Here is a 23,859-nt window from a genome sequence, read left to right on the forward strand (position 1 = left end):
ATGCTGAAAGCACCGTTCTAGAGCCTTTCAAAAATTTATTTCAATGGTGTCCAATGGCCTTTACTGGCTATGCTAGAGTGGTTTCAAACAATTCACTGTATTGCCGGTGTACGTCTACTCAAAAGGAATGGGGGGCTTTTGACATAACCGGACAGGCCACGCTGGGGCTTTATGCGCTATTTGCTGATCTTATTGTTGTGCGGGCTACCGATGCTTGCCGGCGCCGTCGAGTTCAACCAAGACACTCGCAGCCTGCCGTTGGGCCGGGTCATGCAAGTACTGGAAGATCCAACCGACACCCTTACCATCGCCGATGTCAGTTCCCCTGCCTACGCCACCCAATTCAAGACCCATGACAAAGCCACCCTCAACGCCGGCTATTCGCGCTCGGTGTTCTGGCTCAAGATCGACCTGCACTACATCGCCATTGACCCCCATGCACCGCGCACTTGGTTCCTGGAACTGGCTTACCCACCGCTGAATCATCTGGACCTCTACCAGAACGACGGCACCGGCAACTACCTCACCACCCGCACCGGCAGCGCATTGCCTTTTTCCAGCCGCGAGGTGCGCCAGAGCAACTACCTGTTCAAGCTCGACTTCTTGCCTGACCAGCAGCAAACCTTCTACCTGCGCCTGCAAAGCGAAGGCTCGATCCAAGCGCCATTGACGCTCTGGGCAGGCACCGCGTACCTGGAACAGCAACCGTTGCGGTTGTATGTATTGGGTGCGATCTACGGTGTGTTGCTGGGCATGTTGATCTACAACCTGTTCATCTACCTGAGCGTGCGCGACACCAGTTATCTCTATTACATCTTCTATATTGCCTCGTTCGGGCTGTACCAGCTTTCGGTCAATGGCGTGGCCGTGGAGTACTTCTGGCCGAACAACCCGTGGTGGGCGAATGCTGCGGTGCCGTTCCTGATCGGTTCGGCGGCGTTGTTCGGTAGCTTGTTTGCCCGCAGTTTCCTGCACACTTCACAGCACAGTCGCTGGCTCAACCGGATCCTGCTCGCGTTGGCGGCCTGCGGCGGTGTGGTGATGGCACTGGCGCTGTCGACCAGTTACGCCGTGGCCCTGCGCCTGGCCACCGGCTTGGCGCTGGTGTTTACCGTGGCCATCTTCATCGCTGCGATCAAGGCGTGGTATTGCGGCCAGCGCATGGCGCGCTATTTTATCTTCGCCTGGACGGCATTCCTGCTGGGTGGAGTGGTCAACACGCTGATGGTGCTGGGCTACCTGCCCAACGTGTTCCTCACCATGTATGCCAGCCAGCTCGGCTCGGCCATCGAAGTGGCGTTGCTGTCCCTGGCCCTGGCGGACCGCATCAACGGCATGCGCGAACAACAGGCGCAAATCCTCTCCGATGCCAGCCAGAAGCTCGAAGTGCTCAACCAGCAATTGGCGCGCAGTAATCGGCTCAAGGATGAGTTCCTCGCCACCCTGACCCACGAACTGCGCACGCCGATGAACGGTGTGATCGGCTCCCTCGAACTGATGCAAACCGTGCCTCTGGGCGATGACCTGGCGCAGTACCAACAAACCGCTGCGGGTTCGGCACGGGACATGATGCGCATGGTCAACGGCATCCTCACCTTGACCGAGTTGCAGGCCGGTCGCCTGGTCGCCCAGCCGCAGGTATTCAGCTTGCGTGGCGCGCTGGATACCTTGCGCCAGCAGTTCAGCGCCAGCGCCCAGGGCAAGGGCCTGGCCTTTTCCATCGACGTCGCGGACGCACTGCCGGACCGGGTGATTGGCGATGCCGGCAAGCTGACCCAGTGCCTGGACTGCCTTCTGGACAACGCGTTCAAATTTACCCACGAAGGCGTTGTGCGCCTGCGGGTGGTCGGTGTTCCTCAAGCCGATGGCGGATTGCGCTTGAGTTTTATCGTGACCGACACCGGTATCGGCTTCGCCTTTCTCGACGAGGCCACGCTGTACCAGCGTTTCTTCCAACTCGACGGTTCGACGACCCGCGAATACGGTGGCCTGGGCATTGGCTTGGCGATTTGCCGTCAGTTGATCGAGTTGTTGGGTGGGCGCCTGACCCATCATTCGGAGCCGCGCAAGGGCAGCCGCTTTCAACTGGAGCTGGATGTCAGCCCGGTACCGCAGGAGCCCAAGCCGGTCGGCCAGGTGCCCCCTGCGCAACGGGCGCCTCAGGACTGCACGGTGCTGCTGGTGGACGACAACAGCGTGGGCCAGCTGGCGGTGCGTGGCATGCTGCTCAAGCTGGGGTTCAAGGTCAAAACCGTGGGCAACGGCCCGGCCGCACTGGCGGTGTTGCAAGGTGAGACCTTCGAGGCGGTGCTGCTGGACGTACCTGAGGGTGGTTTCTCGTTGTGCTGCCAGATTCGCGCACTGCCCGGCTGCGGTGAATTGCCGGTGATCGCCCTGAGTTCGTCACTCAATGAGCCGGACCGTGAACGGTGCCACGGCATTGGTATGACCGATCGCCTGGCCAAGCCCGTACGTTTCGAAGCCTTGCAGGCGGTGTTGGAGCGACGTGTACTCTGCCCGCTAGAGGGCGAAAGCGCCGAACATTCGGCACGTATGCCACTTTTTTAAGCCGGGAGACGGTGCTTAACTGAAATTCAGGCCCAGATGACACGTGGCCTTTTTCCAGGAGGCCCGTCCATGAACCTGCACGCATTCGCTGAAACCCACGACGTTACCAACCAGCCACCGTCCCTGGACGGCACCAACCTGTACCGTATCGATCTGCCCCTGCAAGAGTGGGCGCGCCGCTTTGGCGCCGGTTGGGCGCAGGCGCGTATCGATGCCTATGGCGCGTTGGCCGGCGGGCCGCTGATGGCGGCCGGGTTCCTGGCGAACCAGAACAAACCGGTGTTCAGCAGCCATGATCGATATGGCCATCGGATCGATCTGGTGGAGTTTCACCCGGCCTACCACGAACTGATGCGCACCGCCGTCGAGCATGGCCTGCCGTCGCTGCCGTGGGCCCATCCACAGCCCGGTGCGCATGTGGCCCGCGCCGCCATGACCTATTTGCATAGCCAGGCCGAAGCCGGCTCCGGTTGCCCGCTGACCATGACCTTTGCCTGCGTGCCGGCCCTGCGCCTGCAACCTGACCTGGCGCAGACCTGGTTGCCGAAAGTCCTCAGCACCGTATACGACCCGCGCAACGTCGGCATCGCCCACAAGGCGGGTGTCACCATCGGCATGGCCATGACCGAGAAACAGGGCGGTACCGATGTGCGTGCCAACACCACGCGCGCATACCCCGTGGGGGCGGGTGGCCCGGGGCAAGCCTATGAACTGGTGGGGCACAAATGGTTCTGCTCGGCGCCGATGTGCGATGGGTTCCTGACCCTGGCCCAGACCGACAAGGGCCTGACCTGTTTCCTGCTGCCTCGGCATCGCCCCGATGACACGCGTAACGAGTTCTATATCCAGCGCCTGAAAAACAAGCTCGGCAACTGCTCCAACGCGTCCAGCGAAGTGGAGTTTCGCGGCGCCCTGGCCTGGATGGTCGGTGAAGAGGGGCGCGGCGTGCCGACCATTATCGAGATGGTCGCCATGACCCGCTTCGATTGCATGGTCGGTTCCAGCGCCTTGATGCGGCAGGCGTTGACCCAGGCCAGTCATCATTGTGCCCATCGCTCGGTCGGTGGTCGTGTGCTCAGCGAGCAGCCGTTGATGCAAAACGTGCTGGCCGACCTGGCCCTGGAAAGCGAAGCCTCGCTGGCGTTAAGCATGCGCATGGGGCGAGCGCTGGACCACCTTGAGAGTGAGCAGGAAGCCAAGTTCGCCCGGCTGGTGACGGCGGTGGGCAAGTATTGGATCTGCAAGCGAGCGCCGGCGATGATCAATGAGGCGGCTGAGTGCATGGGCGGTGCCGGGTATGTCGAGGACAGCATCCTGCCGCGCCTGTACCGTGAGGCGCCGGTGAATTCAACGTGGGAAGGTTCCGGCAATGTGCAATGCCTGGACGTGCTGCGCGCACTGTCGAAAGAGCCCGGGGTGCTGGAGGCGCTGTTTATTGAGCTGGGGACTGGGCATGGCGAGAAGCGACTGGCGCGGCATATCGAGCAATTGAAGTCGGCCTTCATGGATACCCAGGATATTCAGTACCGTGCACGGCAACTGACGGAGGACATTGCCGTGGCCTTGCAGGCCAAGTTGCTGCTGGAAGCGGGGAATGCGGCGGTCAGTGACGGGTTTATTGCCAGCCGCCTGGGTGACGCGTCGGGACGCGTGTATGGCACCTTGCCGCGCGGCGTTGATGTGGACGCTATCGTCGCCCGTTCTACACCCAATGTTGCGGAATAAACACGGTTCAAAAGGCGGGGTGGGGCTTGCTCCCACATTATTGAGCTCATTCCAATTCCACTGTTTCGGTGAAGCCGGGATACAGGCAAGATAAAGGTCTGCAAGTCAGAACACAGGATGCTTACCGTGACCGAAGCTTTTGTTGTCGTTCAAACCGCTGAAGAAGCCGTGGATCGGCTGGCGGCTCTGCATGAGCGTGCCACTGGCGCGCTCAATCAAGCCCTCAAGCAATACCTCAAGGACCGCGTCGAGCCCGACGCCGCACAACGCGCGCTGTTTCGTTACCCGGAGCTGCGCCTGACCTACCACTGCCATGGCGAAGTCCCACAGACCACACGGGCCTATGCCAAGGTGCAGTTGCCGGGCACCTACAGCGTCACGGTCACCCATCCGGCGGCGTTTCGTAAGTATTTGCTGGAGCAACTGGTACCGCTGATGCACGACTTCACCGTGACGGTCGAAGTGGGTGTCAGCCAACAGAACATTCCGTATCCGTACGTGGTGGAGCAGGGCGATGAGTTGGCCGGCTCCGGCGTGACCGCCGCGACCCTGGCCCGTGTATTCCCCAGCACCGATCTGTCCGCTGCCACCGATGGCATTGCCGACGGCCTCTACGATTGGGAAAACACCGACCCGCTGCCCTTGGCGCTGTTCGATGCCGCCCGCGTGGACTTCTCCCTGCGTCGCCTGGTGCACTACACCGGCAGCGACTGGCGTCATGTGCAGCCGTGGATTCTGCTGACCAACTACCACCGCTACGTTGACCAGTTCATCCTGCATGGCCTGGAGCAACTGCGCAGCGACCCGCGTTTTATCCGCATGGTGCTGCCGGGCAATGTGGTGATCGACAAGAGCATGGACCACGGCGAAGCGTCCGCCATTGCCGCAGGCGTGGTCTGGCATCGTTACCAGATGCCGGCCTACCACTTGCAGGCCAGCGACGGCCACGGCGTCACTTTGGTGAACATCGGCGTCGGTCCATCCAACGCGAAGAACATCACTGACCACCTGGCCGTGCTGCGTCCGCATTGCTGGCTGATGATCGGCCACTGTGGCGGCCTGCGCCAATCCCAGACCATCGGTGACTACGTACTGGCTCACGCTTATATGCGTCGCGATGGGATTCTCGACCGTGTGGTGCCGCCGAACATCCCGATCCCGGCCCTGGCCGAAGTGCAGCTGGCCTTGCAGCAAGCTGCGGCCAATGTCACCGGCGAGAAAGGCGAAGAGCTGAAAAAGCGCCTGCGTACCGGCACGGTGCTGACCTACGACGACCGCAATTGGGAACTGCGTTGGGCCCAGGAGCGTCCGCTGATCAACCTGTCCCGCGCCGTGGCCGTGGACATGGAAAGCGGCACCATCGCCGCTCAGGGTTACCGCCTGCGGGTTCCGTACGGCACCTTGTTGTGCGTGTCGGACAAACCGCTGCACAGCGAGATCAAGCTGCCGGGTTCGGCCAACGCGTTCTATGAGCGTGCAGTGAGCCAGCACTTGAAGATCGGCATCGAGGCGGTGGACCTGCTGCGCACCGAGCTCAACTCGTTGCACTCGCGCAAACTGCGCAGCTTCGACGAACCGCCCTTCCGCTAAGCCGTTGGGATGGTCATTTAGCGGTCAGGCCACTAGCATTGTCGGCCCTGACCGTTAGATGTTCCTTTGCCATGTCCCGTCCCACCCGCCCCGATTCGCGCCGCCCAGGCGTGAAACCCCCGTATTCCGCCACGCGTCGCGTCGCCAAGGCGCCACCGGCCGAGCCGAAACTGATCCTGTTCAATAAACCGTTCGACGTACTGACGCAGTTCAGCGACGAAGGCGGGCGCGCGACCCTCAAGGATTTTATCGACATCCCCGGGATCTACCCGGCGGGTCGCCTGGACCGTGACAGCGAGGGCCTGTTGCTGCTGACCAATGATGGCCAATTACAGGCGCGGATTGCCGACCCCAAGCACAAGCTGGCAAAAACCTACTGGGTACAGGTGGAAGGCGAGCCGACCGAAGAACAGCTGCAACGTCTGCGTGACGGTGTGGAGCTCAACGACGGTATGACCTTGCCCGCCGAAGCCCGGCAATTGGACGAGCCTCAATTATGGCCACGCAACCCGCCGGTACGCTTTCGTAAAAGCGTGCCGACCCACTGGTTGGAGCTGGTGATTCGTGAAGGGCGTAACCGCCAGGTACGGCGCATGACCGCCGCGGTGGGCTTGCCGACGTTGCGCCTGGTGCGTGTGCGCATTGGCGATTGGTCGATTGATGGCCTGGATCAAGGCCAATGGAAGGAAGTACCGGCGCGCTTATAACGCGCCGGATTCGATCAGGCCAATCACAACGCTCTTGATGATGAACGCGGCCACGCCCAGGCCCAGCACGAAAAACAGGATGAACGAGCCAAAGCGCCCGGCCTTGGATTTCTTCGCCAGGTCCCAGACGATAAACCCCATGAAGATGATCAGGAGGGTGACCAGGCCGGTCATCATCCATTCTTCGAATAGGGCGGGGTCGATGTTGTTCATGGGGGACTCTTCCGGCAGGGCAGGCGGGCAGTATAAAGCAGGGGCACAGGCGCAGTATTGACCTGGGTCCAAATGTGGGAGGGGGCAAGCCCCAATGCCAGTCAGTTAAGCGCTAGAACGAGCAACCGGTAACCTGTGGCGAGCGGGCTTGTCCCGCGTTGGGGCGCGTAGCGCCCCCAAAGAGGGACGAATGCGGTGTACCCGATACTCCGCAGAGACCGTTTTGGGCTGCTGCGCACCCCAACGCGGGACAAGCCCGCTCGCCACAGTGATCGTGTTCCTTCTTAACTGACTGGCATTGGGGCAAGCCCTCTCCCACATTTGGACCCCAGTGCTCTCAGGTACGCAGGTGAGTCAGCGGGAGTTCGGTGCTGTTCAATACCTGATTGAGCACAAAGCTGGAACGCACGCTGGTCACGCCTTCAATGCGAGTCAGGTGCCCCAGCAGCAGCTTCTGGTAGTGATCCATGTCCGGCACCACCACTTTCAACTGATAGTCGGCATCCATCCCGGTCACCAGGCTGCACTCCAGCACTTGCGGCAGGGTGCGGATGGCCGCCTCGAAATTCTCGAAACGCTCCGGTGTGTGGCGGTCCATGCCGATCAGCACATAGGCCGTAAGGCTCAGGCCAAGCATCTTGCGATCGAGCAAGGCAACCTGGCGAGCGATGTAGCCGTCGTCCTCCAACTGCTTGACCCGGCGTGAGCAGGGCGAAGGCGACAGGCCGATGCGTTCGGCCAACTCCTGGTTGGAGATCCTCGCGTCGCGCTGCAATTCCGCCAAAATACTCAGGTCGTATCGGTCAAGCTTGCTCATCGGGTTGGCCTTTGTCGTAAGTATTGCGGTGAATTATCTATGAAGGGTTAAAAATTGCGCAAGCACTGTTTATTGACGCAATCTTCGCAATCATCTGTCGGTGCTTGGCGGGTATCGTTATCAACAGAATCACCGCCTGGACAACAGTCCACTGCAGCTCGCCCAATCAGGCCCGCTGCGGCCGCCACCCCAGCAGGGTTGAGCCGGCCTCCAGGCTGCACACTGTCCACAAGACGGCGTGAGGTGAGCCAACGTCATAAGCGTTGAGCCAGGACGAAATTCTCAAGGGGCGGCCGACGGGTCGCCCCTTTTCTTTTGCCTGCGAAAATAGTTCTCGTGACTGATAACCTGTCCCCGAACCGGGTGAGGCTTTTCCAGTCTCATACTAAGAGGCCGGACACGCTAGGCCCTAATCCGCAGTGAGGAATAGCATGAAGCGCATCTGGCGTATGGCAGGTGTAGGTTTGCTGATGGTTACCGTCGGCACGCAAGTGATGGCAGACGACCCGCGCTCTGAAGGCGGCGGTCAGCATGAAAGAGGCCCGGAGGGTGGACGGCAAGGTAACGAGCCGCCGCGCCCGCAGAATAACCAGCCACGTCCGCAAAACAACCCACCGCGCCCGGAAAATAATCAGCCTCGGCCACAGAACCAGCATTTTGATCGTGGTGAGCCACAGCAACAGGGTGGCGGGCAATGGCAAGGTCGACCGCAAGGCGCCGAACAGCCCCGGCCGGCGAATAACCTGCCGATTCAGGGGCGCCCGGACACCGTACGGCAAACCCAGGAACCGCGCCAGGGCAACTATCAGGACATCCCGCGTCGCAACGACGGCAACCCGCATTGGCAGCCCGGCAATGGCCCTGGCCCGCGCCCGGGTGGCGGCTTCAACAATGGCCACCCCGATGAGCACCGCTGGCCGGGCCGCCCTTCCGGTCATGGCAATGGCTGGGGCCCCGGCCCGCAATATCGTCCGGGCTATACCGTCGACCGTTTCCCCGACCGCAACTACCGTGTGCCCTATCGTGGCCAGGACTACTTCTTCTCCGGTGGCTACTGGTATCGCCCGCAAGGTCCGCGTTATGTGGTGGTAACGCCACCGTACGGTATTCGCGTGCAATACCTGCCGGATTACGCCCGGGAAGTGTGGGTGGGCAGTGCGCTGTTTTTCCTGGCGGCGGGCGCCTATTACACCTATGAGAGCAGCACCCAGCAGTACGTAGTGGTACAGCCACCGACAGAGGTGCCAACGCCACAGCCTGCACCGCAAGGCAACGGTTATGACGTGATCGCCTACCCTGCCAATGGCCAGTCACCGGCCCAGGTACAGCAGGACGGTTACGACTGTTATCGCTGGGCAGTCCAACAAAGCGGCTTCGACCCGCAGGCCGTCACCTACGCCCCCGCGCCAGCGGTGGTACAAACCTACCGCCAGGCGCAGGGTAACTGCCTGAGCAGTCGTGGTTATCAGGTGCAGTACTAGGTCTTGTTGCCTGTGACCACTTCCCGCGGGTCGGCGTGCACCAGCACTTCGGCACGCGGGTAGGCTTGGTGAATGGCGTCAGCGGCCTGGTCGCTGATGCCGTGGGCCACTGACAGCGTCAATTCCCCCGGCAACTCCAGGTGCAGTTGCACAAACCAGTGGCTGCCGGAAATCCGCGTGCGCAAGTCATGGGCACCCAGCACGCCAGGAACGCTGCGGGCCAATTCCAGCATGTGCTGGCTGACATCCGGCGGCAGTTCCTCATCCATCAACACCGCGAAGCTTTCTCGGGCGATCTGGATCGCACTCCACAAGATATAGGCGGAGATGCCCAGGCCGAACCAGGCATCCACCTGATGGTAGCCAAAGCCTGCCAGGACCAAGGCCACCAGGATGCTGCCGTTGAGCATCAAGTCCGAGCGGTAGTGCAACGAGTCCGCGCGTACGGCGTTGGAGCCGGTTTCGCGGATCACCCGGTGTTGCAGTATCAGCAGGGCCACGGTCATGACCAGGGAAAATACAATCACCCCGATGCTCAGCCAGGGTGCGCCGACAGGTTCCGGGTGTTGCAAGCGCTGATACGCCTGGAAGGCGATCAGCACCGCACTGCCACCGATAAACAGCGCTTGGGCCATGCCCGACAGTGACTCCGCCTTGCCATGCCCGTAACGGTGGTCTTCATCGGCCGGCCGCAGGGCGTAATGCACCGCCAGCAAATTCAACAGCGACGTCACGCCGTCGAGCAGCGAGTCGGTCAACCCGGCGAGCATGCTCACCGAACCACTGAACCACCAGGCGATGGCTTTGGTGATAATCAGCGTACAGGCCACGGCCACCGAGGCGCGGGTGGCCAGGCGCAAAAGCCTTGCGTGTTCTGGACTGCTGGTCATGGGCAGGTCGAGTCCTAAGCGGCGGGTTGCAGGCCGAGGGCGGCGAGTTGTTGCACGCTGCCCTTGAACTGGATCATGCGCGGGTCATCCAGGGGCAGGGTGCGGCCGGTTTCTTTCTGGATGATGGTTTGCAGCTTGGCCGTATCGACCTTGCCGTCGGCGCCGATGGCTTCGTGCAATTTTTCGGGGGCGACTTGGGCGGTCTTGCCCGGTTCGAAGTAGATCGCACCCGTGGCGAAGTCGACGCCGAACGCGATCAGGCCGGGGATCACGTAGAACAGCAAACCGACCGCATCGAGCACCGCAATGGCCGGGTCGATCTTGCCGTCGATCTGGCCGCGGCGGTCGGGGTAGAAAATCGAACCGCAGGCGGTGAGTTGGCTCAGCAGGGTGACGGCGAGGACACCGCCGATGACACGGGAAGCGATACGCATGGGGGCTCTCCTGAACGGTTGAAAACGCGACTATATAGGAACCGCCATCTACAAACCTCTCCCACGGCGGCGGTGGCAGGAAATCTCCAGGGCCATGCCATCGCCGTCCTACCCATAGAGCACCAAGTGATTTTTTACATTTTGTAATATTTGCTTTAGTTCAGGGCGGTGAGTTAACAGGCCATGAATAGAGCGGTTGCTGGCGGCGGCAATAGTCTTTATGTGCGTGTTTGTTCTCTATTTGCCCGTGCCTGGCAAGAATGTTTATTCCATTTGTTGAATATGTTTAAAAGTATGTTTAATATCTTCGTCGCAAATACTGGCATAACGATATTCCTGGGCAAGCCAGGGGTTTCCCATGGAAGGGCTGAACTGTTTCTATACTATAAAGTTCTGTTTTGATGGCATCGCCGAGAGATTGATCTCTTGTGCGAGCGTGTATGGCAGTGCGTACTTTTTTTGATGGGTGGGTGGCAAGGCTTAGGCTGCTGCGAGGGTGATAGTGGCCGCTTGCAGTCCGTAATAAACACACTAAAAAATCATAAACATATGTTTTGTAAGGCTATTCTTGTTGTGTCTGGCATCGCTTCGTACTTGGCTTTTTTAAATGTACTCTTTGGTGTAGTTAGTATTACTGAACTCCTAAGTTTGTTTTTCTGATGGGGTTCCAGCGGCCTTTTAGTGTTTTTTTGTTTTTGTACTTTTGAGTGTTGTTTGTATTTCTGGTATCGCCAGTTTAGTTAGTGGTGTTGCTGGGTTTCTCAGTTATTAGCGTTGTGTCTGAATGTTTTCAGCGATGGGCTGTGGTGATGCAGCGCGTGCGTGCTGTGCAGGTGCGTGGCTATTAAGTGTCGGCAGTAGCTGCCTGTTTATACAGTGGAGCAATGCACAGATGTTTCTGACTTCTATGGAAAATAACAACAGGGAGTATGAGCGTGAGCAAAGACGAGATGTTGAACAGGTCGATGCCGTTGCTGACCGCAGCAGGCATTGAAACGCTCGCGGGCTGCAGTGTGGTGATCGCCGGCTGCGGTGGGGTGGGGGGCGCCATGGCCTTGACGCTGTGCCGCATGGGCGTACAGACCTTCAGGCTCGCCGACCCCGGTGTTTTCGACCCGCCGGACATGAACCGTCAGTGGGCCGCGACCGGAAGCTCGATGGGGCGTAACAAAGCCTTGGTCTACCGAGAGCTCATCCTCGACCTGAACCCGCTTGCCAAAGTCGAGATCTACGTCGAAGGCGTTACCGACCATAACCAGGCTGAGTTCCTGTCCGGCGCCGATATCATGGTTGACTGTCTGGACGCCAATGTTCCCCACTCGCTACGCGAGTCGCTGCACCGTAAGGCTCGGCAGTTGGGCATTTTCAGCGTGGTCGGTCCCATCATGGGGTTTGGTTGTTTTGCGCTGTGCTCGTCTCCACAGGGCCTGGCTATGGATTACTGGCTCCAGACCCTCAAGGCGGCCAAGGAGCAGGGCACATTGCCGCCGATCTTTGACCAGATCTTCGTGCCGCAGCACATGCAGGCCATCGTAAAAAGCCTGGAGATCGGCAAGGTGCCCACCGTTGCCGTAGGGCCTCTGATTGCGACGTCGTTGCTGGCCACTGAATGCGTGAACTACTTGCTGCACGGTACCACCCCTGGGTTCCGCGCCCCCATCGTGCTGCCGAACGTGATGTTTTTCGACCTGAACCGGATGAATTACAAAGTCATTGATATTTCCGCCCTGGACGCCAGCGCATGAGTGTCGTCGGTGCAGGTTCCGCGTCATTGCGGCGCGACATCCTCGCGCAGGCCGGATTCAACCTGGACCTGGTGCCGGCTGGCTGTGTGGTCGACGATTATCAGACCGACAGCCTGATGAATACCGTGGGCCTCTCGTTTGCCCCGAGCGGTGATGCCGATGAGCACACTGACCTCTGGTTGTCGAAGTGCTTTGCGCAATTGTTCGGGCTGCCCCTGGCCATTCCCGTTGCACAGGGGCGGCTGGCGGAAGCAATGCTCAGCAATGTGCTGGCTGCGCCAGGTGACTGTGTGCCGGGCAGCCTGCCGTTTCCAACCGCCGCCGTGCACTTGGCGCGAAACGGCGCAGTCTCTATGCCCATGCCGTCTGCGCGATCCGAGGCTTGCGAGCCTCTGTTTCTTGGGGACATCGACACCGTAGCCCTGGAGCGCTTCCTTGAAAACAGCGGCCGTGCCAGGGTTCCCTACCTGATGCTGGAGGCTTGCACCAACGCGATTGGTGGGCACCCACTGTCTATTGAAAACCTGCGCGCGGTGCGCTCAGTGGCTGAGCGTTATGGCATTGCGGTCTATCTCGACGCCACCCGGATCTTCAGCAACGCCTATCTGATTGAGCAACGTCATCATGCAGAAAGCGCCAACCGCATTGCGGCCATTGTGCTGGAGCTGTGTGCCTTGGTGGACGGGGTCTGGCTGAGCGCGAGCAAAGAGTTTCCGGTGCCCATTGGTGGCGTTCTGGCTCTGCGCAATCGTCAGGTATTCGAGCAATGCAGGGACCAGGCACTGCTTTTCGGTACTGGCCTCGACGTCACTGCCAAGCACCGGTTGGCAACGGTGATGGCGGATGTGCCGGCGTTGGTTGAACGGGTCGTCGAGCGGGCGCATCGGGTCGAGCGGTTCCAGGCCCTGTTGGAGCCTCACTGCGAGGTGGTCACGCCGGGTTGTGCTCATGCGGTGTTCCTGAAGGCAGCGGCCGTGTCCAGCCACATCGGGCCCGACCAACACCCACACCGTGCCTTCTTGAATCATCTGTATGTGAAGTATGGCGTCAGAGGCGCGCTCAACCCGGGAGCCTCGCAAGAGACGGGCGAAGCGGTGATCCGTTTTGCCGTACCCATTTTGGGCAAGGACGATCACGCCATCGAGTTTGCCGCAGCGAGCATTCGCGCGGCCTTGTCCGAGACGCATGAGTTTATTGCACTTGAGGAAGTCAACCGGCCCGCAGGTTTTAGCGGCGCGTTGTTGGCGACTTATCGACCCGTTGAGAGTATCGGCCTGTGAAACGTTTATTCCTGGGAGCGTGCCTCCTGTTCCCGTCCCTCGTCTTGGCGAGCAACCCGCCGGCTGCAGTCCCCGATCCCAAGGAGGTGATTCTGCGCTCGGAAGAACGCCCCACCGGCAAGGACTCGACCTCGCTGTTGGTGATTACATTGACCGACAAAGAAGGCGTCAGCCGCAAACGCGGGTTTGTCTGGTATCACCTGAGCGGCGAAAAAGGTGCGCTCGACCTGCAAAAATTCTTCTTTCCCAGAAGTATCCGGAACATCGCGACATTTAACGAGGAGGTCAAAGGCTCGGAGGATTTGCAGTACCTCTATCTGCCAGCCGCCAGCCGCGTGCGACGTGTTTCCTCAAAACATCAGACGTGGGTGGGGTCGGATCTGATCTACGAGGACCTGCAGAAGCTGAAGTTGGAGGATTGGGCGTTTCGCTTTGCGCCGTCTTCGGTCCAGGCCCCTGCCGGGGTTTATGTGGTCGATTGCACCGCCAAGCCCTCGTCGAACTCGGCCTACGCCAAGCGCCGCTACTTTATTCGCGACGATGGGACGTACTTTCCGGACCAGATCGACTTCTTCGATGCCAGCGATACGCTGATCAAGCGGGTAGAGCGAGCGCAGGTCAGCGCCTATGGCGATGCCCTGTACGAGCGCTTCGTGAACGTGACCGACTACCGCAATGGGCACCGTACCTCGCTGGAGCGCAAATGGGTTCGGGTCAATACGGGGCTGGATATGCCTACTGTGTCTATCCGCCAGATGGAGCGCAATATCGAGCACTTTGCGCAGCCTTCGGACCTGATGCAATTGGTCAATGCTGAAATGAGCGGGATGTCGGAATGAGCCTGGCGCTTGTCAAGCGACTACTCGGCCCTCTGGCGATAGTGGCCAGTTCCGCCGCCGGCGCTTCGGACGATAACGGCATTCGGGAGACTGCGTTGTGGGGAGGTTATACCACCACCACCGGCTTTCTCGACCTGCGCTCTGCCGTTGGGCTTGGCAGTCGTAATCAAGCGTCGGGCGCGGGTGGGCTCAAGTCAGCGGTCGATACGGGCTATAAAGGCCGGGGCCGCTTCGAGCTGGACCATCAGTGGGAGGCCAATCGTCTCGTGGTCTCCGCGGACCTTGAACTTCAGCGTCAGAAAATGCGCGGAGCTGGCGAGGAGAACGATCAGGCGGCACGCCTCTGGGAAGGCTACCTGGAAGTGGAGACGGATGCCGTGGTGTGGCGTCTCGGGCGGCAGGTCATCCAGTGGGGGGTGGCCGACGAAGTCAGCGTGATCGACAGTTTTACCCCGCAGGATTTTCGCCATTTCCTGGTTCAGTCCAGGTTTGAACGCAAATGGCCGGTGACGGCCGTGAGCGGTAAATATGCCTTGAATGCCAAGGACTTTATCGAGGTCGTCTGGTTACCAAGGTTCAGGGAAGACCTGCTGGCCCGGCCAGGCGATGAATGGAGTTTGTTCGTCGAGAACAACTACGTGCGAGGCCTCGGGCTGCGCGAGCGCTCCTCGGCGACTGAGGATGGACGGCTGGGCGACAGCGTGTTTGCCGTACGCAGTGTGACGCGCCGGGATACCTTCGATTTCTCGCTCAATTACGCCTATCAATTCGAACAGTTGGCAGCCTTTGAGGCGGATATCGAAGGGGTGGATAGCAACGGTCGCTACGTGGGCACCGTGCAGCCTTATCACGCCCGCCAGCAAACCTTCTCGATGGCGTTCGAGACGGGGCGTGAAGGGATTGGTCTGCGCGGCGAACTGGCCTATGTGACGGATTCGGGGTATGTCACCTATGACATGAGCGTTCCGGGGTTGGTGGAGCGTCGCGATACCGTCAGGGCTGTTGCCGGGGTCGACTACACCTTCGCCTCACGGACGTACATCAATGTTCAATACACCGCAGACTACATTGAAAACCACAATGCACTGATGCAACCCGATAAGTTGCGTTCCAGTCTCACGTGGCGACTTAACGTTCCCTTGGTGGGCGAAGATGTATGGCTGGAGTTCCAGGGCCGAGAGTTTTTAAACATGACTGATCGGTTCATGCGCTTGCAAGTACGCTGGCGGGTCACCGATGACTGGGAAGTTCGTGGAGGCGGCCTGCACTTTGCCGGCGCCGACGAAGGGATCTTCGGGCAGTTTCGGGATAATGACCAGTTGTACGCCGGGGTTCATTATTTCTTTTAACGATTAACGAAGTTTTTATCTCGTTGGTCATGTAGTTGGCATTGGATAAACGCCTTGCGTGGGACTCGGCCACTCTTGTGGCTGCGCACGCCTCGGTTTTTTCAAACGTATTAAGTGAACGTTGCAGCGATTGATCAATTACCCCTAGGAGCGTGAATAATGAATGATCTCAAAGGAAACATTGAATCCAACGAATACCAACTTCGGATGGACAATGCCAGGGCCCTGTTTGCCAAGCGCCAGGATGTCCAGCAGCTATTCAATGCGCCCATGGAGGCACCACTTCTTAACCTGTTCATGATTCATTGGTGTGCCTTGAGTGCCGCGCTGACCACCCCGATTCCCGAGTTCCTGGCCACCGCCGGCGTTCGCTGCGAGGCCTTGGGGTTAACGGCGCTGGCGGAGTTTTTCAAGGAGCACACCGAGGAAGAAGACGGCCATCACGAATGGGCCGCGGCGGATACGCATAAGTTAGTGGCCCTGTGGAACGCACAATATCCGGATACGCCGCTGGATGCCGGGAAGTTGCTCGCGTCCAATATGACGCCCTCGGTAAAGCACTACCACACGCTGCACAAAGATGTGGTTTCCGGGGCCGCCCCCTGGGCTGAGTTGGCCATTGATGTCGAGATCGAATTGATCACCACGCAGTATGGGCCGCCGCTGATGAAAGCCTGTGCGCAGGCATTGTGCGAAGAGGGGCGCCAAAGTATTTCGTTCCTGAGCGAACACGTCCACTTTGACTTCGGGCATACCGATACCAACTTTCAAGTGGTGGCGGAGCTTATCGCGCTTAAACCTGAATTTACTGAACACCTGGTGAAAATTGGCGAGCAGGCCCTGAATGCTTATGGCGACTTCTTGGGCGAGGCATTGCACATGGCTAAACAGTCTTATGGCCTGTTGAAGCGTAACAGTGCCGCACTCAGCGCCTAAGTTGATTCGCGTCGCAATGGATATGGGTAGGTAATAAGGAGTCGTTCGGTATGGCGAAAAAAGTATGTGGCGAGTGCTTACTGACTGACGATGTCGAGGGCGTAGCACTGGACTCGGACGGTATCTGCAACCTGTGTCGTATATGGGGTGGCGGAGGCAGGCAACGCCAGGAGGCGCAACGTGTGCTCTTCGAGCAAGACCTGGAGCGTACGCTTCGGGCTGCGAAGGGGAAGGGCAAGGTTTACGACTGTGTGGTCTCTTTCAGTGGGGGCAAAGACAGTTGCTACCTGTTGCACCGCCTGGTGGTCGACTACGGCTTGAAAGTGTTGGCCTACACGAGCGACTACGACATACCGCCCAGAACCTGGGAAAACATCCGGCGAACCATCGGTGCGCTGGGTGTCGACCATTACGTTCATACACCCAGCCCAAGCCTCTACAAGCGCTTCATCCGCCACCTGCTGATGAATCAGAAGCCGGGCGGCGCCGTGCAGACGGTGTGTTATTTCTGGTTGGATATCCGCGAGGGGGACCTCCTGCGCTTCGCGATTGAACGTGACATCCCGCTGATTGTTACTGGCTATTCGCCGGGGCAACCCGCTCCCGAGCGGATGCTGTATGAAATGTCGCCGGCGCGTATTGCGCAGGACTGGACGCCCCATGAGCTGTTCGCCAGCGGGCTGTTCAAGGCGCATGAACTGGAGCTGTTCTGGGACCCCGAACGCGATGCCGCCGGGCGGGCATTACCTCGGGTTCTTGCACCCTTCCATGCTTGGGAATACGACCAGGCGAAGGTCATCCGCGCGGTCATCGACTTGAAGTTGGTGCAGAGCAAAATCCACGCTAACCCGGTACTGAGCAACTTCACCCTGAACTGGTTGCTGATGTACTCGGACCTCAAGAACCTTGGATACAACCCCTATAAACCGGAATTCGCCCAACTGGTGCGTGAGGGCAAGGCCGGTCGCCTGAAGTGGCGGATCATTTTTGCACTGATGGATTTCATGGTGCGAAAGCAAATCCTGATGGGGCGCTACATCCAGAAGTCGCTGGATGACCTGGAGCTTCAACTGGCCGATTTGAAGCTGGCCGCACCTGGCCAGCCGGCCCATTGCGCCAATCGACAAGCGTCCCCGGTTGCCGGCCAATCGCGAGATTGCGCATGAACGTCGACAGGCAGGGGGCTGGGGCATCCACATGAAAAATGATCGCCGATTGGACGCGTTGTTTGATGGCTTCACCCATTTCGAATTTGCCTATGCCGGCGTCGCACGCCAGGTGTACCGCATTGGCGAAGGTCCTGGGGTGGTGCTCATGCACGAAGTGCCAGGGCTCCACGCCGGTGTGGTGCGGTTGGCCAGGCAGCTGGCGGGGGCAGGTTTGAGCGTGTGGCTGCCGGTGCTGTTTGGCGAGCCTGGGGTGGTCGTCACGCCGGCATCGGTCGTGGGGTGCATGGGCAAGGTCTGCGTATCCCGAGAGTTCCACGTGCTCGCCAAGCGTAAGACCAGCCCGATCACGGAATGGCTTAGAGCGCTCGCCCGTCATGCGCATCAGGTGTGCGGCGGCAAGGGCGTGGGCGTGATCGGTATGTGCCTGACCGGTGGCTTTGGGTTGGCGATGATGGCCGATGCATCGGTTATCGCGCCTGTGTTGGCCAACCCATCCTTGCCCTTTGCGTTATCGGCGGCGCAGGGCGCTGCGCTGGGGATAGACGAGCCCACGCTTGTGCAGGTTAAAGAGCGCGCAAACCAGGGCGGCGTGGAAATCCTGGGCCTGCGTTTTACCGGTGACCCGGCGGTGCCGGACAGTCGCTTCGAACGGCTCAGGGCGGAGTTCGGCAACCAGTTCCACGCCTATGAAATCGACTCATCGCCGCACAATCCCCATGGCATAGGCCGTTGGGCGCATTCGGTGCTGGGGGTCAGTTATGTCGACGAAGAGCACCACCCGACAAAGTTGGCAGAGCAACGGGTGATCGCATTTTTAAAACATCAACTTTCATCATCCCGGGAAGAGCATCGCTATGGAAACCATTGAACTGGCCAGAGTGATCGCACCGGCCATCTTGTTTGTCATGATGATGGGAATGGGCCTCGGATTGAGGCGCCAGGATTTTGTAAACCTGGTGAACACACCGACGGCGGCCATCGTTGGCCTGCTGGGGCAAGTTGTGGTTTTGCCACTACTGGGTGTAGCCGTGGCGCTCCTGTTCAAGTTAGAGCCGGCATTGGCGTTGGGCGTGGTTATTTTGTCGTTATGCCCTGGCGGAGTTGCCTCTAATACGATTTCGTTTTTAATCAAAGGCGATGTGGCACTGTCCATTTCGCTGACCATTGTTTCAAGTTGCATTGCCTTTGTGTCGGTGCCGCTGTTGTCGGGCATGGCCTTGTCTTACTGGCAGGCAGGTCATGAGGGGCTGCAATTGCCCATGACCGATACGGTGGTCAAGTTATTCGTGATCACCCTCATTCCGCTGGCACTGGGTATGGCCTTGGCGAAACGGTTGCCGCAGGCCGCCCAGCGCCTGGAGGGCCCGCTGAGAATATTGGGCTTCAGCTTTCTGATGCTGATGGTACTGAGTGTCCTGGCCAGAGAGTTCCAGTTGATTTATGGATTTATCGAGCGTGTTGGCCTGGCGTTGTTGGTGCTATTCGGCAGTTGCATGGGGCTGGCCTACGCCGTCGCAAAGTTGACCCGGTTAAACACCGCGCAAGTGCGAGCGATTACCGTGGAAATCGGGATTCAGAACAGTGCGTTGGCCTTGGTTATCGCCAGCCTGTTAGGCAGTGTCGATATGGCCGTGCCGGCCATTTTATACAGCGTGGTGGTGTGTCTTTGTGCGGTGCTGGGGGTTTGCGTGTTCTGGCTGACAGGCCATCGGCGTGGCGTTAAACAGCCTGGGCATTTACCAATGCCGGAACGTTGAATTAACGCAGGTTGGGCCTTTTTCATAACGCCGGACTTTCATTTTGAACAGTCTTCAATTACTCGTGCAGGAAGAGTCGAACATGGACGTTGCCAGCATCTTTATCCAGCTGTTGTTAATACTTTTTGTGGCTCATGTTCTGGGGCGCGTTGCTGTTTGGTTGGGGCAACCCACGGTGATCGGGCATCTGCTCACGGGCATCATCATCGGGCCCATGGTGTTGGGCGCGTATGACCCCGAACTCAAGCGTTACTTTTTTTCCAATGTGATTGGCCTGATGGCACTCAGCAAAATCGGGCTGGTTTTCATCATGTTCGGTCTTGGGCTGGAGGCAGGTAAAACGCCTGCGGTGACCCATACGGTCAAGCGCCAGAGTGCCGCTGGTATTGCGGTTGCCGGGTTCCTGGGGGCCGGGGTGGCGGGTGTCATATTGGCTTACTTCACCCACGGTGTGTTTGCACAAGGCACCGAGCGTATGCCCTATATGCTGTTCTTCGGGGTCGCCATGGCCGCTACGGCGGTGCCGGTACTGGCCAGTATTCTTGACGACAAACGTTTCTTGCATCGCCGCCTCTGCGCCTTGGTGCTGAACGCTGCGGTGATCACCGACATTCTTGCGTGGTTCGCCTTGTCGGTGGTGCTGATGCTGGTGTCCAGCAGCGCCGGGCACGGCATTCTGTACTCCTGCCTTGCCCTGTTGCTGCTGGTGGTGGTGGCGGAATGCTTGGTGAGCCGTATCTATGTTTCATCCGAACCGGTCGGGCAGGGTGCAATTGGCGCGAGTGTGATCATCGTGCCGTTGGTGGTGCTGTTCGCCTTTTGTGTGGTCAGCGACCTGGCCAATGCCCATGTCACGATCGGTGCCTTTGTCGCGGGCCTGGCGTTTCGTAAACACGCTGTACTGCGTACGTATTGGGACAAAGGCCCGCACGCACTCGTGAGTATGTTTTTCACGCCGTTGTTCTTCGGCACGGCCGCCATGAACGTGGCGATTGAGGCGGACGACGTCGTTTATCTGCTGATGTGGGGCGGCCTTTTCTTTGGGGTCGGCGCTGTTGGCAAAGTGGGCTTGTCTTACCTGGCAGCCCGATTGACCGGCCTGTCACGGCCCGACTCATTCGTCGTTGCTTCGCTGATGAATACCAAGGGCGTGATGGAAATCATCCTGCTCACGGTGGGGTTGGAAGTGGGCGTTATTTCCGCACAGTTGTACGGCATCTTAATGGTGGTCGCATTGTTTGCCACCGTTATTACGCTGCCGATCGTACGCCTGGTGCCGGTCAGTCCCATGCCCGCATTGGCGCGGGCGCCCATTCATGAGCGAGACAGCGTCAGACATAACAATAAGCCAGTCGTTAATTCGTTAAACGCACACTGACAGTCAGTGGCGATGATGAAAGTGGCAACCACCTGAAGAGCGAGGGATAGCGGATGACATCTATAACAATGCCTCTGTTGAGTGCCGACAGAGCCGGTCGCAGCGAGCAACTTGACGCCGGTTATTTTGACAGTCACGAATATTTAGTTTGCCCGATAGCGGCGCACATTAATGTGTCCGGTGACTGCACCCGCGATGCGCAAGTTACGCAACTGAGCGAATACGCATTGGTGATCGTGACTGCCCGGGAGCTGACGCCTGGGCGTAGTGTTCAAGTGAGTTTGCACGATGACATTGCCGATAAGGATGTGGTGTTCAACGTGCACGTTATCCGCGTCACCTGCGCATCGACGGATGCACGCTGGACCGCTCAATGCAGTGCGCCACTTATTGATGGACAGCCCGCGTGGCCGCGTGGCGTGAGGAATCTATATCAACGGCTGCGCGTAGATCGGGAGATGTGGAAAGAAAACCGTCGCCCGGGGGATCAACTTAGACGCTCGCTGGGTCGGCACGCCATGGCCCAGGACGTTCATTTGAGCCATGCCGCCACTGTGGCTGATCGAGAGTCGGCCTATCGTCTGGTCTATAACGCCTATTTTCGTAAGGGGCTGGCTGAGCCCAAGCAGAATGGGCTGTTCACCAATGCGTTTTTGCTGAACCCGCAGACCGTGACATTTGTCGGCAAAGTCTCGGGAGAGGTGGCAATGACCGTCACGTCCATACCGGACTCGGACGATAAGCTGCCGATGGACGCGGTATTCGAAGATTGCCTTGCGCCCTTGCGTAAAGAGGGGCGGGTATTGGCCGAGTTCGGAATGCTGGCGGTAGATCCGGCGTTTTTTGGTGCCATTGCCTATACCGTGCACGACCCCGAAAAGATGGTAAATGTTTATTCGCTTTTCAGAGTTGCATTGCAACATGCGAAGTTTTGTAAAGGGTACACAGACATTATGTTTGCGATCCCGCCCAAACATCAGGCGCTTTACCGGTTTATGGGGGTCAGTGCGATTTCCGAAACGCGTTACTACAGCAAGTACAACACCCCCGCCGTGGCGATGCGTATTGATCTGCTCTCCTTGGATTTGCGTGCGCATGTTCAAGAGTTTTTATTCGGAACCCCTATTGCGCAACTCAGTGCCATCGGCAGCACCGAGTGGCCGGAGGACGCCTTGATAAGAATATTCGGCGACGCCGTTGCTGTGAGTGCGTAGCCGCAACCGTAAGTCTGACCACACAACACCAAGAAGGTGACAGGGAGATAAGTATGGACAAGGTGATGAAAGCGGTACCTGCCAGTGCGGAATTTGATTTTCCAACCATTGATTTAACCCATGACCCTAAAATCGATCGGGTGACCAGAGCCCAGTACTGGGCCGATTTTCTGCGGCGCTATTACTTTGTCGGGCGCAAGGATCATGGTCCCTATGGCTCGCCCGCGTGCATCAAGCGCACCCAGAGCATCGAAGCAAAAATCCGCGAGCAGTCCCGTGCTTATGGTGACGGTCCGACCTTGCCGGTGCCGGAGGTATCGATCAAGGACTTGTCACCGGAGAACTTCCACAAGATCTTCCTGGAGCCCAACACGCCGGTGGTGTTTCGAGGCGCGGCCAAAGACTGGGAAGCGGTCAAGAAATGGACCCCTGAATTCTTCGCCGAACACTATGGCGATGTGAAGGTTGCCACCCGCGTCCGTGGCACCGAGCTAAACGAAAAGGCCCTGCAGTACATCGACTTGCCTTTGTCGGAAGTCGTCGAGAACATCCGTCAGGGCGGCTCCTATTACCCTGGCCATACCGAGGATCTGTTCAATAAACACCCGGAACTCAGGAAAGAACTGGACCTGGACACCCTGGGTAAATATTTGAGTACGCGTGACAAACGCATCATGTCGACTCAACTGTTTCTCTCGGCAGGAGGTGTGATTTCCGGTTGGCATTGCACCGGCGGCCCCAACTTGTTCACGATGGTCAACGGGGTGAAAAAGTGGACATTCGTCCATCCAAAACACTCGATGTGGATGCATCCGATCACGCGCAAGGATATGTTCTACGCCGCCACCATGCTGGACTGGCGCAAGAGCCACGACGAAATTGAGGCTGACGGTTACCCGCTCTACCGGTACATTCCCAAATACACGACGACGTTGGAGGCTGGGGACGTGCTGTTCTCGCCGCACTGGTGGTGGCATTGTGTCGAGACCCCCGTACCATCGATTGCAATTGCTTCACGGGCAATCAACAAACTGGTGATGGGAAACAAGATGTTCTCATTGATGTGGATTACCTCCCCGCGCTTCCGCCAGACCGTGCTCACCGTGCTTAAAGAAGGCTGGGGCTCGGACAAGGCCACGGGGGCCAAACTGGCCTTTGAGTTCGACACGGAAGAGTTTGTACGTCGCGTATCGCGTTAAGCGAGGCGTTTGAAAAATAAGAATGGCGTACCCGGCCCGGGCAGTCTGTTTGATGCCCGGCGACCTGAAACGCTATGTAAGAACGGATTGCCCTGACTCTAAAGGAGTAGACATGAGCGCTGTTTTGTTTAGCTATGCACTGTGTGTGGTTGTGTTGTTTGTGAAGATGTTTGCCATTTCTTTGTATCAAGGTATTTATAGAATTGGCTGTCTGACATTCAAGAATGCAGAGGATGCAAAGTTTGTCGGGCGCCCCGCCAGCCCGGAAGAATTACCCCAGGTCGCGCGTGCCGCACAGGCATGGATGAACGACCTTGAAAACATCCCACTCTTTTTTGCCTTGGGCGCGCTGTACGTCATGGTTGGCGCACCTGCCGAACCGGCTATCTGGTTGTTCTATACATTCACGGCAGCGCGCGTGCTGCACACCGTGACTTACCTGGCGCGCTGGCAGCCGTGGCGCACGCTCTCCTACGTCGTTGGCATCGTCTGCTTGTTCGGCCTGGCCGTGAACATCGTTTCAACCCTGATGACCTGGACGATCTGAGCATCGATCAATGTGGATCGG

At 58.7% G+C, this 23,859-nt stretch carries 21 protein-coding genes; 17 read left to right on the forward strand and 4 right to left on the reverse strand.

Annotated features, from left to right (window positions below):
- Positions 1–171 precede the first annotated feature (171 nt).
- The 4 genes from M5B43_RS17595 to M5B43_RS17610 all read left to right on the forward strand — a co-directional run bounded on the left by M5B43_RS17595 (position 172) and on the right by M5B43_RS17610 (position 6,590).
- A complete protein-coding gene (locus M5B43_RS17595; RefSeq protein ID WP_248751281.1) occupies positions 172–2,568 on the forward strand; it encodes a hybrid sensor histidine kinase/response regulator in 2,397 nt (798 codons plus the stop codon).
- Between the two features lie 69 nt (positions 2,569–2,637).
- A complete protein-coding gene (locus M5B43_RS17600) occupies positions 2,638–4,293 on the forward strand; it encodes an acyl-CoA dehydrogenase family protein (RefSeq protein ID WP_248751282.1) in 1,656 nt (551 codons plus the stop codon).
- 117 nt (positions 4,294–4,410) lie between these two features.
- Positions 4,411–5,883: an AMP nucleosidase gene (gene amn / locus M5B43_RS17605; RefSeq protein ID WP_248751283.1), complete on the forward strand. Its 1,473-nt coding sequence runs from the start codon at positions 4,411–4,413 to the stop codon at positions 5,881–5,883.
- Positions 5,884–5,954: 71 nt separating this feature from the next.
- Positions 5,955–6,590, forward strand: coding sequence for a pseudouridine synthase (locus tag M5B43_RS17610; RefSeq protein WP_248751284.1), 636 nt, complete (start codon positions 5,955–5,957; stop codon positions 6,588–6,590).
- Here the strand turns inward: M5B43_RS17610 and M5B43_RS17615 are convergent.
- Together M5B43_RS17615 and M5B43_RS17620 are read right to left on the reverse strand one after the other, a co-directional pair.
- Positions 6,585–6,794 (reverse strand): DUF2788 domain-containing protein, encoded by a 210-nt coding sequence (locus M5B43_RS17615; RefSeq protein ID WP_025858220.1) that lies wholly within the window; start codon positions 6,792–6,794, stop codon positions 6,585–6,587. The two genes, M5B43_RS17610 and M5B43_RS17615, sit on opposite strands and share 6 nt — an antisense overlap.
- A 346-nt stretch (positions 6,795–7,140) precedes the next feature.
- Positions 7,141–7,620, reverse strand: coding sequence for an Lrp/AsnC family transcriptional regulator (locus tag M5B43_RS17620; RefSeq protein WP_003194418.1), 480 nt, complete (start codon positions 7,618–7,620; stop codon positions 7,141–7,143).
- Positions 7,621–8,051: 431 nt separating this feature from the next.
- Between M5B43_RS17620 and M5B43_RS17625 the strand changes: the two genes are divergently transcribed.
- Positions 8,052–9,101 carry a DUF6515 family protein gene (locus M5B43_RS17625; RefSeq protein ID WP_248751285.1) on the forward strand — a complete coding sequence of 350 codons (1,050 nt, stop codon included), beginning with the start codon at positions 8,052–8,054 and terminating at the stop codon, positions 9,099–9,101.
- Here the strand turns inward: M5B43_RS17625 and M5B43_RS17630 are convergent.
- Positions 9,098–9,991, reverse strand: coding sequence for a cation diffusion facilitator family transporter (locus tag M5B43_RS17630; RefSeq protein ID WP_248751286.1), 894 nt, complete (start codon positions 9,989–9,991; stop codon positions 9,098–9,100). The two genes, M5B43_RS17625 and M5B43_RS17630, sit on opposite strands and share 4 nt — an antisense overlap.
- A gap of 14 nt (positions 9,992–10,005) precedes the next feature.
- Positions 10,006–10,425, reverse strand: coding sequence for a polyribonucleotide nucleotidyltransferase (locus M5B43_RS17635; protein WP_248751287.1), 420 nt, complete (start codon positions 10,423–10,425; stop codon positions 10,006–10,008).
- A gap of 935 nt (positions 10,426–11,360) precedes the next feature.
- Between M5B43_RS17635 and M5B43_RS17640 the strand changes: the two genes are divergently transcribed.
- The 12 genes from M5B43_RS17640 to M5B43_RS17695 all read left to right on the forward strand — a co-directional run bounded on the left by M5B43_RS17640 (position 11,361) and on the right by M5B43_RS17695 (position 23,838).
- Positions 11,361–12,170 carry a ThiF family adenylyltransferase gene (locus M5B43_RS17640; protein ID WP_248751288.1) on the forward strand — a complete coding sequence of 270 codons (810 nt, stop codon included), beginning with the start codon at positions 11,361–11,363 and terminating at the stop codon, positions 12,168–12,170.
- Complete coding sequence (locus M5B43_RS17645; RefSeq protein WP_248751289.1) at positions 12,167–13,450, forward strand: beta-eliminating lyase-related protein; 1,284 nt, start codon at positions 12,167–12,169, stop codon at positions 13,448–13,450. The genes M5B43_RS17640 and M5B43_RS17645 overlap by 4 nt, the downstream gene beginning before the upstream one ends.
- Positions 13,447–14,289, forward strand: a complete 843-nt coding sequence (locus M5B43_RS17650) for an outer membrane lipoprotein-sorting protein (protein ID WP_248751290.1) — start codon at positions 13,447–13,449, stop codon at positions 14,287–14,289. The genes M5B43_RS17645 and M5B43_RS17650 overlap by 4 nt, the downstream gene beginning before the upstream one ends.
- Positions 14,286–15,638, forward strand: coding sequence for a DUF1302 family protein (locus M5B43_RS17655; protein WP_248751291.1), 1,353 nt, complete (start codon positions 14,286–14,288; stop codon positions 15,636–15,638). The genes M5B43_RS17650 and M5B43_RS17655 overlap by 4 nt, the downstream gene beginning before the upstream one ends.
- Before the next feature lie 159 nt (positions 15,639–15,797).
- Entirely contained in the window at positions 15,798–16,574 is a 777-nt protein-coding gene (locus M5B43_RS17660) for a hypothetical protein (protein WP_248751292.1), read from the forward strand.
- Between the two features lie 50 nt (positions 16,575–16,624).
- Positions 16,625–17,740 carry a hypothetical protein gene (locus M5B43_RS17665; RefSeq protein WP_248751293.1) on the forward strand — a complete coding sequence of 372 codons (1,116 nt, stop codon included), beginning with the start codon at positions 16,625–16,627 and terminating at the stop codon, positions 17,738–17,740.
- 31 nt (positions 17,741–17,771) lie between these two features.
- Positions 17,772–18,611: a dienelactone hydrolase family protein gene (locus M5B43_RS17670; protein ID WP_248751294.1), complete on the forward strand. Its 840-nt coding sequence runs from the start codon at positions 17,772–17,774 to the stop codon at positions 18,609–18,611.
- Positions 18,598–19,500: a bile acid:sodium symporter family protein gene (locus M5B43_RS17675; RefSeq protein WP_248751295.1), complete on the forward strand. Its 903-nt coding sequence runs from the start codon at positions 18,598–18,600 to the stop codon at positions 19,498–19,500. Before M5B43_RS17670 ends, M5B43_RS17675 begins: the two co-directional genes overlap by 14 nt.
- A gap of 82 nt (positions 19,501–19,582) precedes the next feature.
- The gene (locus M5B43_RS17680; RefSeq protein WP_248751296.1) at positions 19,583–20,878 is read left to right on the forward strand and encodes a cation:proton antiporter; all 1,296 of its coding nucleotides are present in this window, start codon (positions 19,583–19,585) and stop codon (positions 20,876–20,878) included.
- Positions 20,879–20,946: 68 nt separating this feature from the next.
- Positions 20,947–22,092: a hypothetical protein gene (locus M5B43_RS17685; protein ID WP_248751297.1), complete on the forward strand. Its 1,146-nt coding sequence runs from the start codon at positions 20,947–20,949 to the stop codon at positions 22,090–22,092.
- Positions 22,093–22,145: 53 nt separating this feature from the next.
- Positions 22,146–23,291 carry a cupin-like domain-containing protein gene (locus M5B43_RS17690; protein WP_248751298.1) on the forward strand — a complete coding sequence of 382 codons (1,146 nt, stop codon included), beginning with the start codon at positions 22,146–22,148 and terminating at the stop codon, positions 23,289–23,291.
- A gap of 112 nt (positions 23,292–23,403) precedes the next feature.
- Positions 23,404–23,838, forward strand: a complete 435-nt coding sequence (locus M5B43_RS17695; RefSeq protein ID WP_248751299.1) for an MAPEG family protein — start codon at positions 23,404–23,406, stop codon at positions 23,836–23,838.
- Positions 23,839–23,859: the final 21 nt, after the last annotated feature.

The sequence above is a fragment of the Pseudomonas sp. MWU15-20650 genome (genome assembly GCF_023242475.1).
GTDB lineage: Bacteria > Pseudomonadota > Gammaproteobacteria > Pseudomonadales > Pseudomonadaceae > Aquipseudomonas.

Excerpts from the sequence above, each read along its gene's own strand:
- M5B43_RS17610 (WP_248751284.1), top strand. The coding sequence starts at position 5,955 with ATGTCCCGTCCCACCCGCCCCGATTCGCGCCGCCCAGGCGTGAAACCC.
- M5B43_RS17665 (WP_248751293.1), top strand. The coding sequence starts at position 16,625 with ATGGCGAAAAAAGTATGTGGCGAGTGCTTACTGACTGACGATGTCGAG.
- M5B43_RS17600 (WP_248751282.1), top strand. The coding sequence starts at position 2,638 with ATGAACCTGCACGCATTCGCTGAAACCCACGACGTTACCAACCAGCCA.
- M5B43_RS17685 (WP_248751297.1), top strand. The coding sequence starts at position 20,947 with ATGCCTCTGTTGAGTGCCGACAGAGCCGGTCGCAGCGAGCAACTTGAC.
- M5B43_RS17645 (WP_248751289.1), top strand. The coding sequence starts at position 12,167 with ATGAGTGTCGTCGGTGCAGGTTCCGCGTCATTGCGGCGCGACATCCTC.
- M5B43_RS17680 (WP_248751296.1), top strand. The coding sequence starts at position 19,583 with ATGGACGTTGCCAGCATCTTTATCCAGCTGTTGTTAATACTTTTTGTG.
- M5B43_RS17660 (WP_248751292.1), top strand. The coding sequence starts at position 15,798 with ATGAATGATCTCAAAGGAAACATTGAATCCAACGAATACCAACTTCGG.
- M5B43_RS17595 (WP_248751281.1), top strand. The coding sequence starts at position 172 with ATGCGCTATTTGCTGATCTTATTGTTGTGCGGGCTACCGATGCTTGCC.
- amn (WP_248751283.1), top strand. The coding sequence starts at position 4,411 with ATGCTTACCGTGACCGAAGCTTTTGTTGTCGTTCAAACCGCTGAAGAA.
- M5B43_RS17625 (WP_248751285.1), top strand. The coding sequence starts at position 8,052 with ATGAAGCGCATCTGGCGTATGGCAGGTGTAGGTTTGCTGATGGTTACC.
- M5B43_RS17655 (WP_248751291.1), top strand. The coding sequence starts at position 14,286 with ATGAGCCTGGCGCTTGTCAAGCGACTACTCGGCCCTCTGGCGATAGTG.
- M5B43_RS17695 (WP_248751299.1), top strand. The coding sequence starts at position 23,404 with ATGAGCGCTGTTTTGTTTAGCTATGCACTGTGTGTGGTTGTGTTGTTT.
- M5B43_RS17690 (WP_248751298.1), top strand. The coding sequence starts at position 22,146 with ATGGACAAGGTGATGAAAGCGGTACCTGCCAGTGCGGAATTTGATTTT.
- M5B43_RS17630 (WP_248751286.1), bottom strand. The coding sequence starts at position 9,991 with ATGACCAGCAGTCCAGAACACGCAAGGCTTTTGCGCCTGGCCACCCGC.
- M5B43_RS17670 (WP_248751294.1), top strand. The coding sequence starts at position 17,772 with ATGAAAAATGATCGCCGATTGGACGCGTTGTTTGATGGCTTCACCCAT.
- M5B43_RS17635 (WP_248751287.1), bottom strand. The coding sequence starts at position 10,425 with ATGCGTATCGCTTCCCGTGTCATCGGCGGTGTCCTCGCCGTCACCCTG.
- M5B43_RS17675 (WP_248751295.1), top strand. The coding sequence starts at position 18,598 with ATGGAAACCATTGAACTGGCCAGAGTGATCGCACCGGCCATCTTGTTT.
- M5B43_RS17620 (WP_003194418.1), bottom strand. The coding sequence starts at position 7,620 with ATGAGCAAGCTTGACCGATACGACCTGAGTATTTTGGCGGAATTGCAG.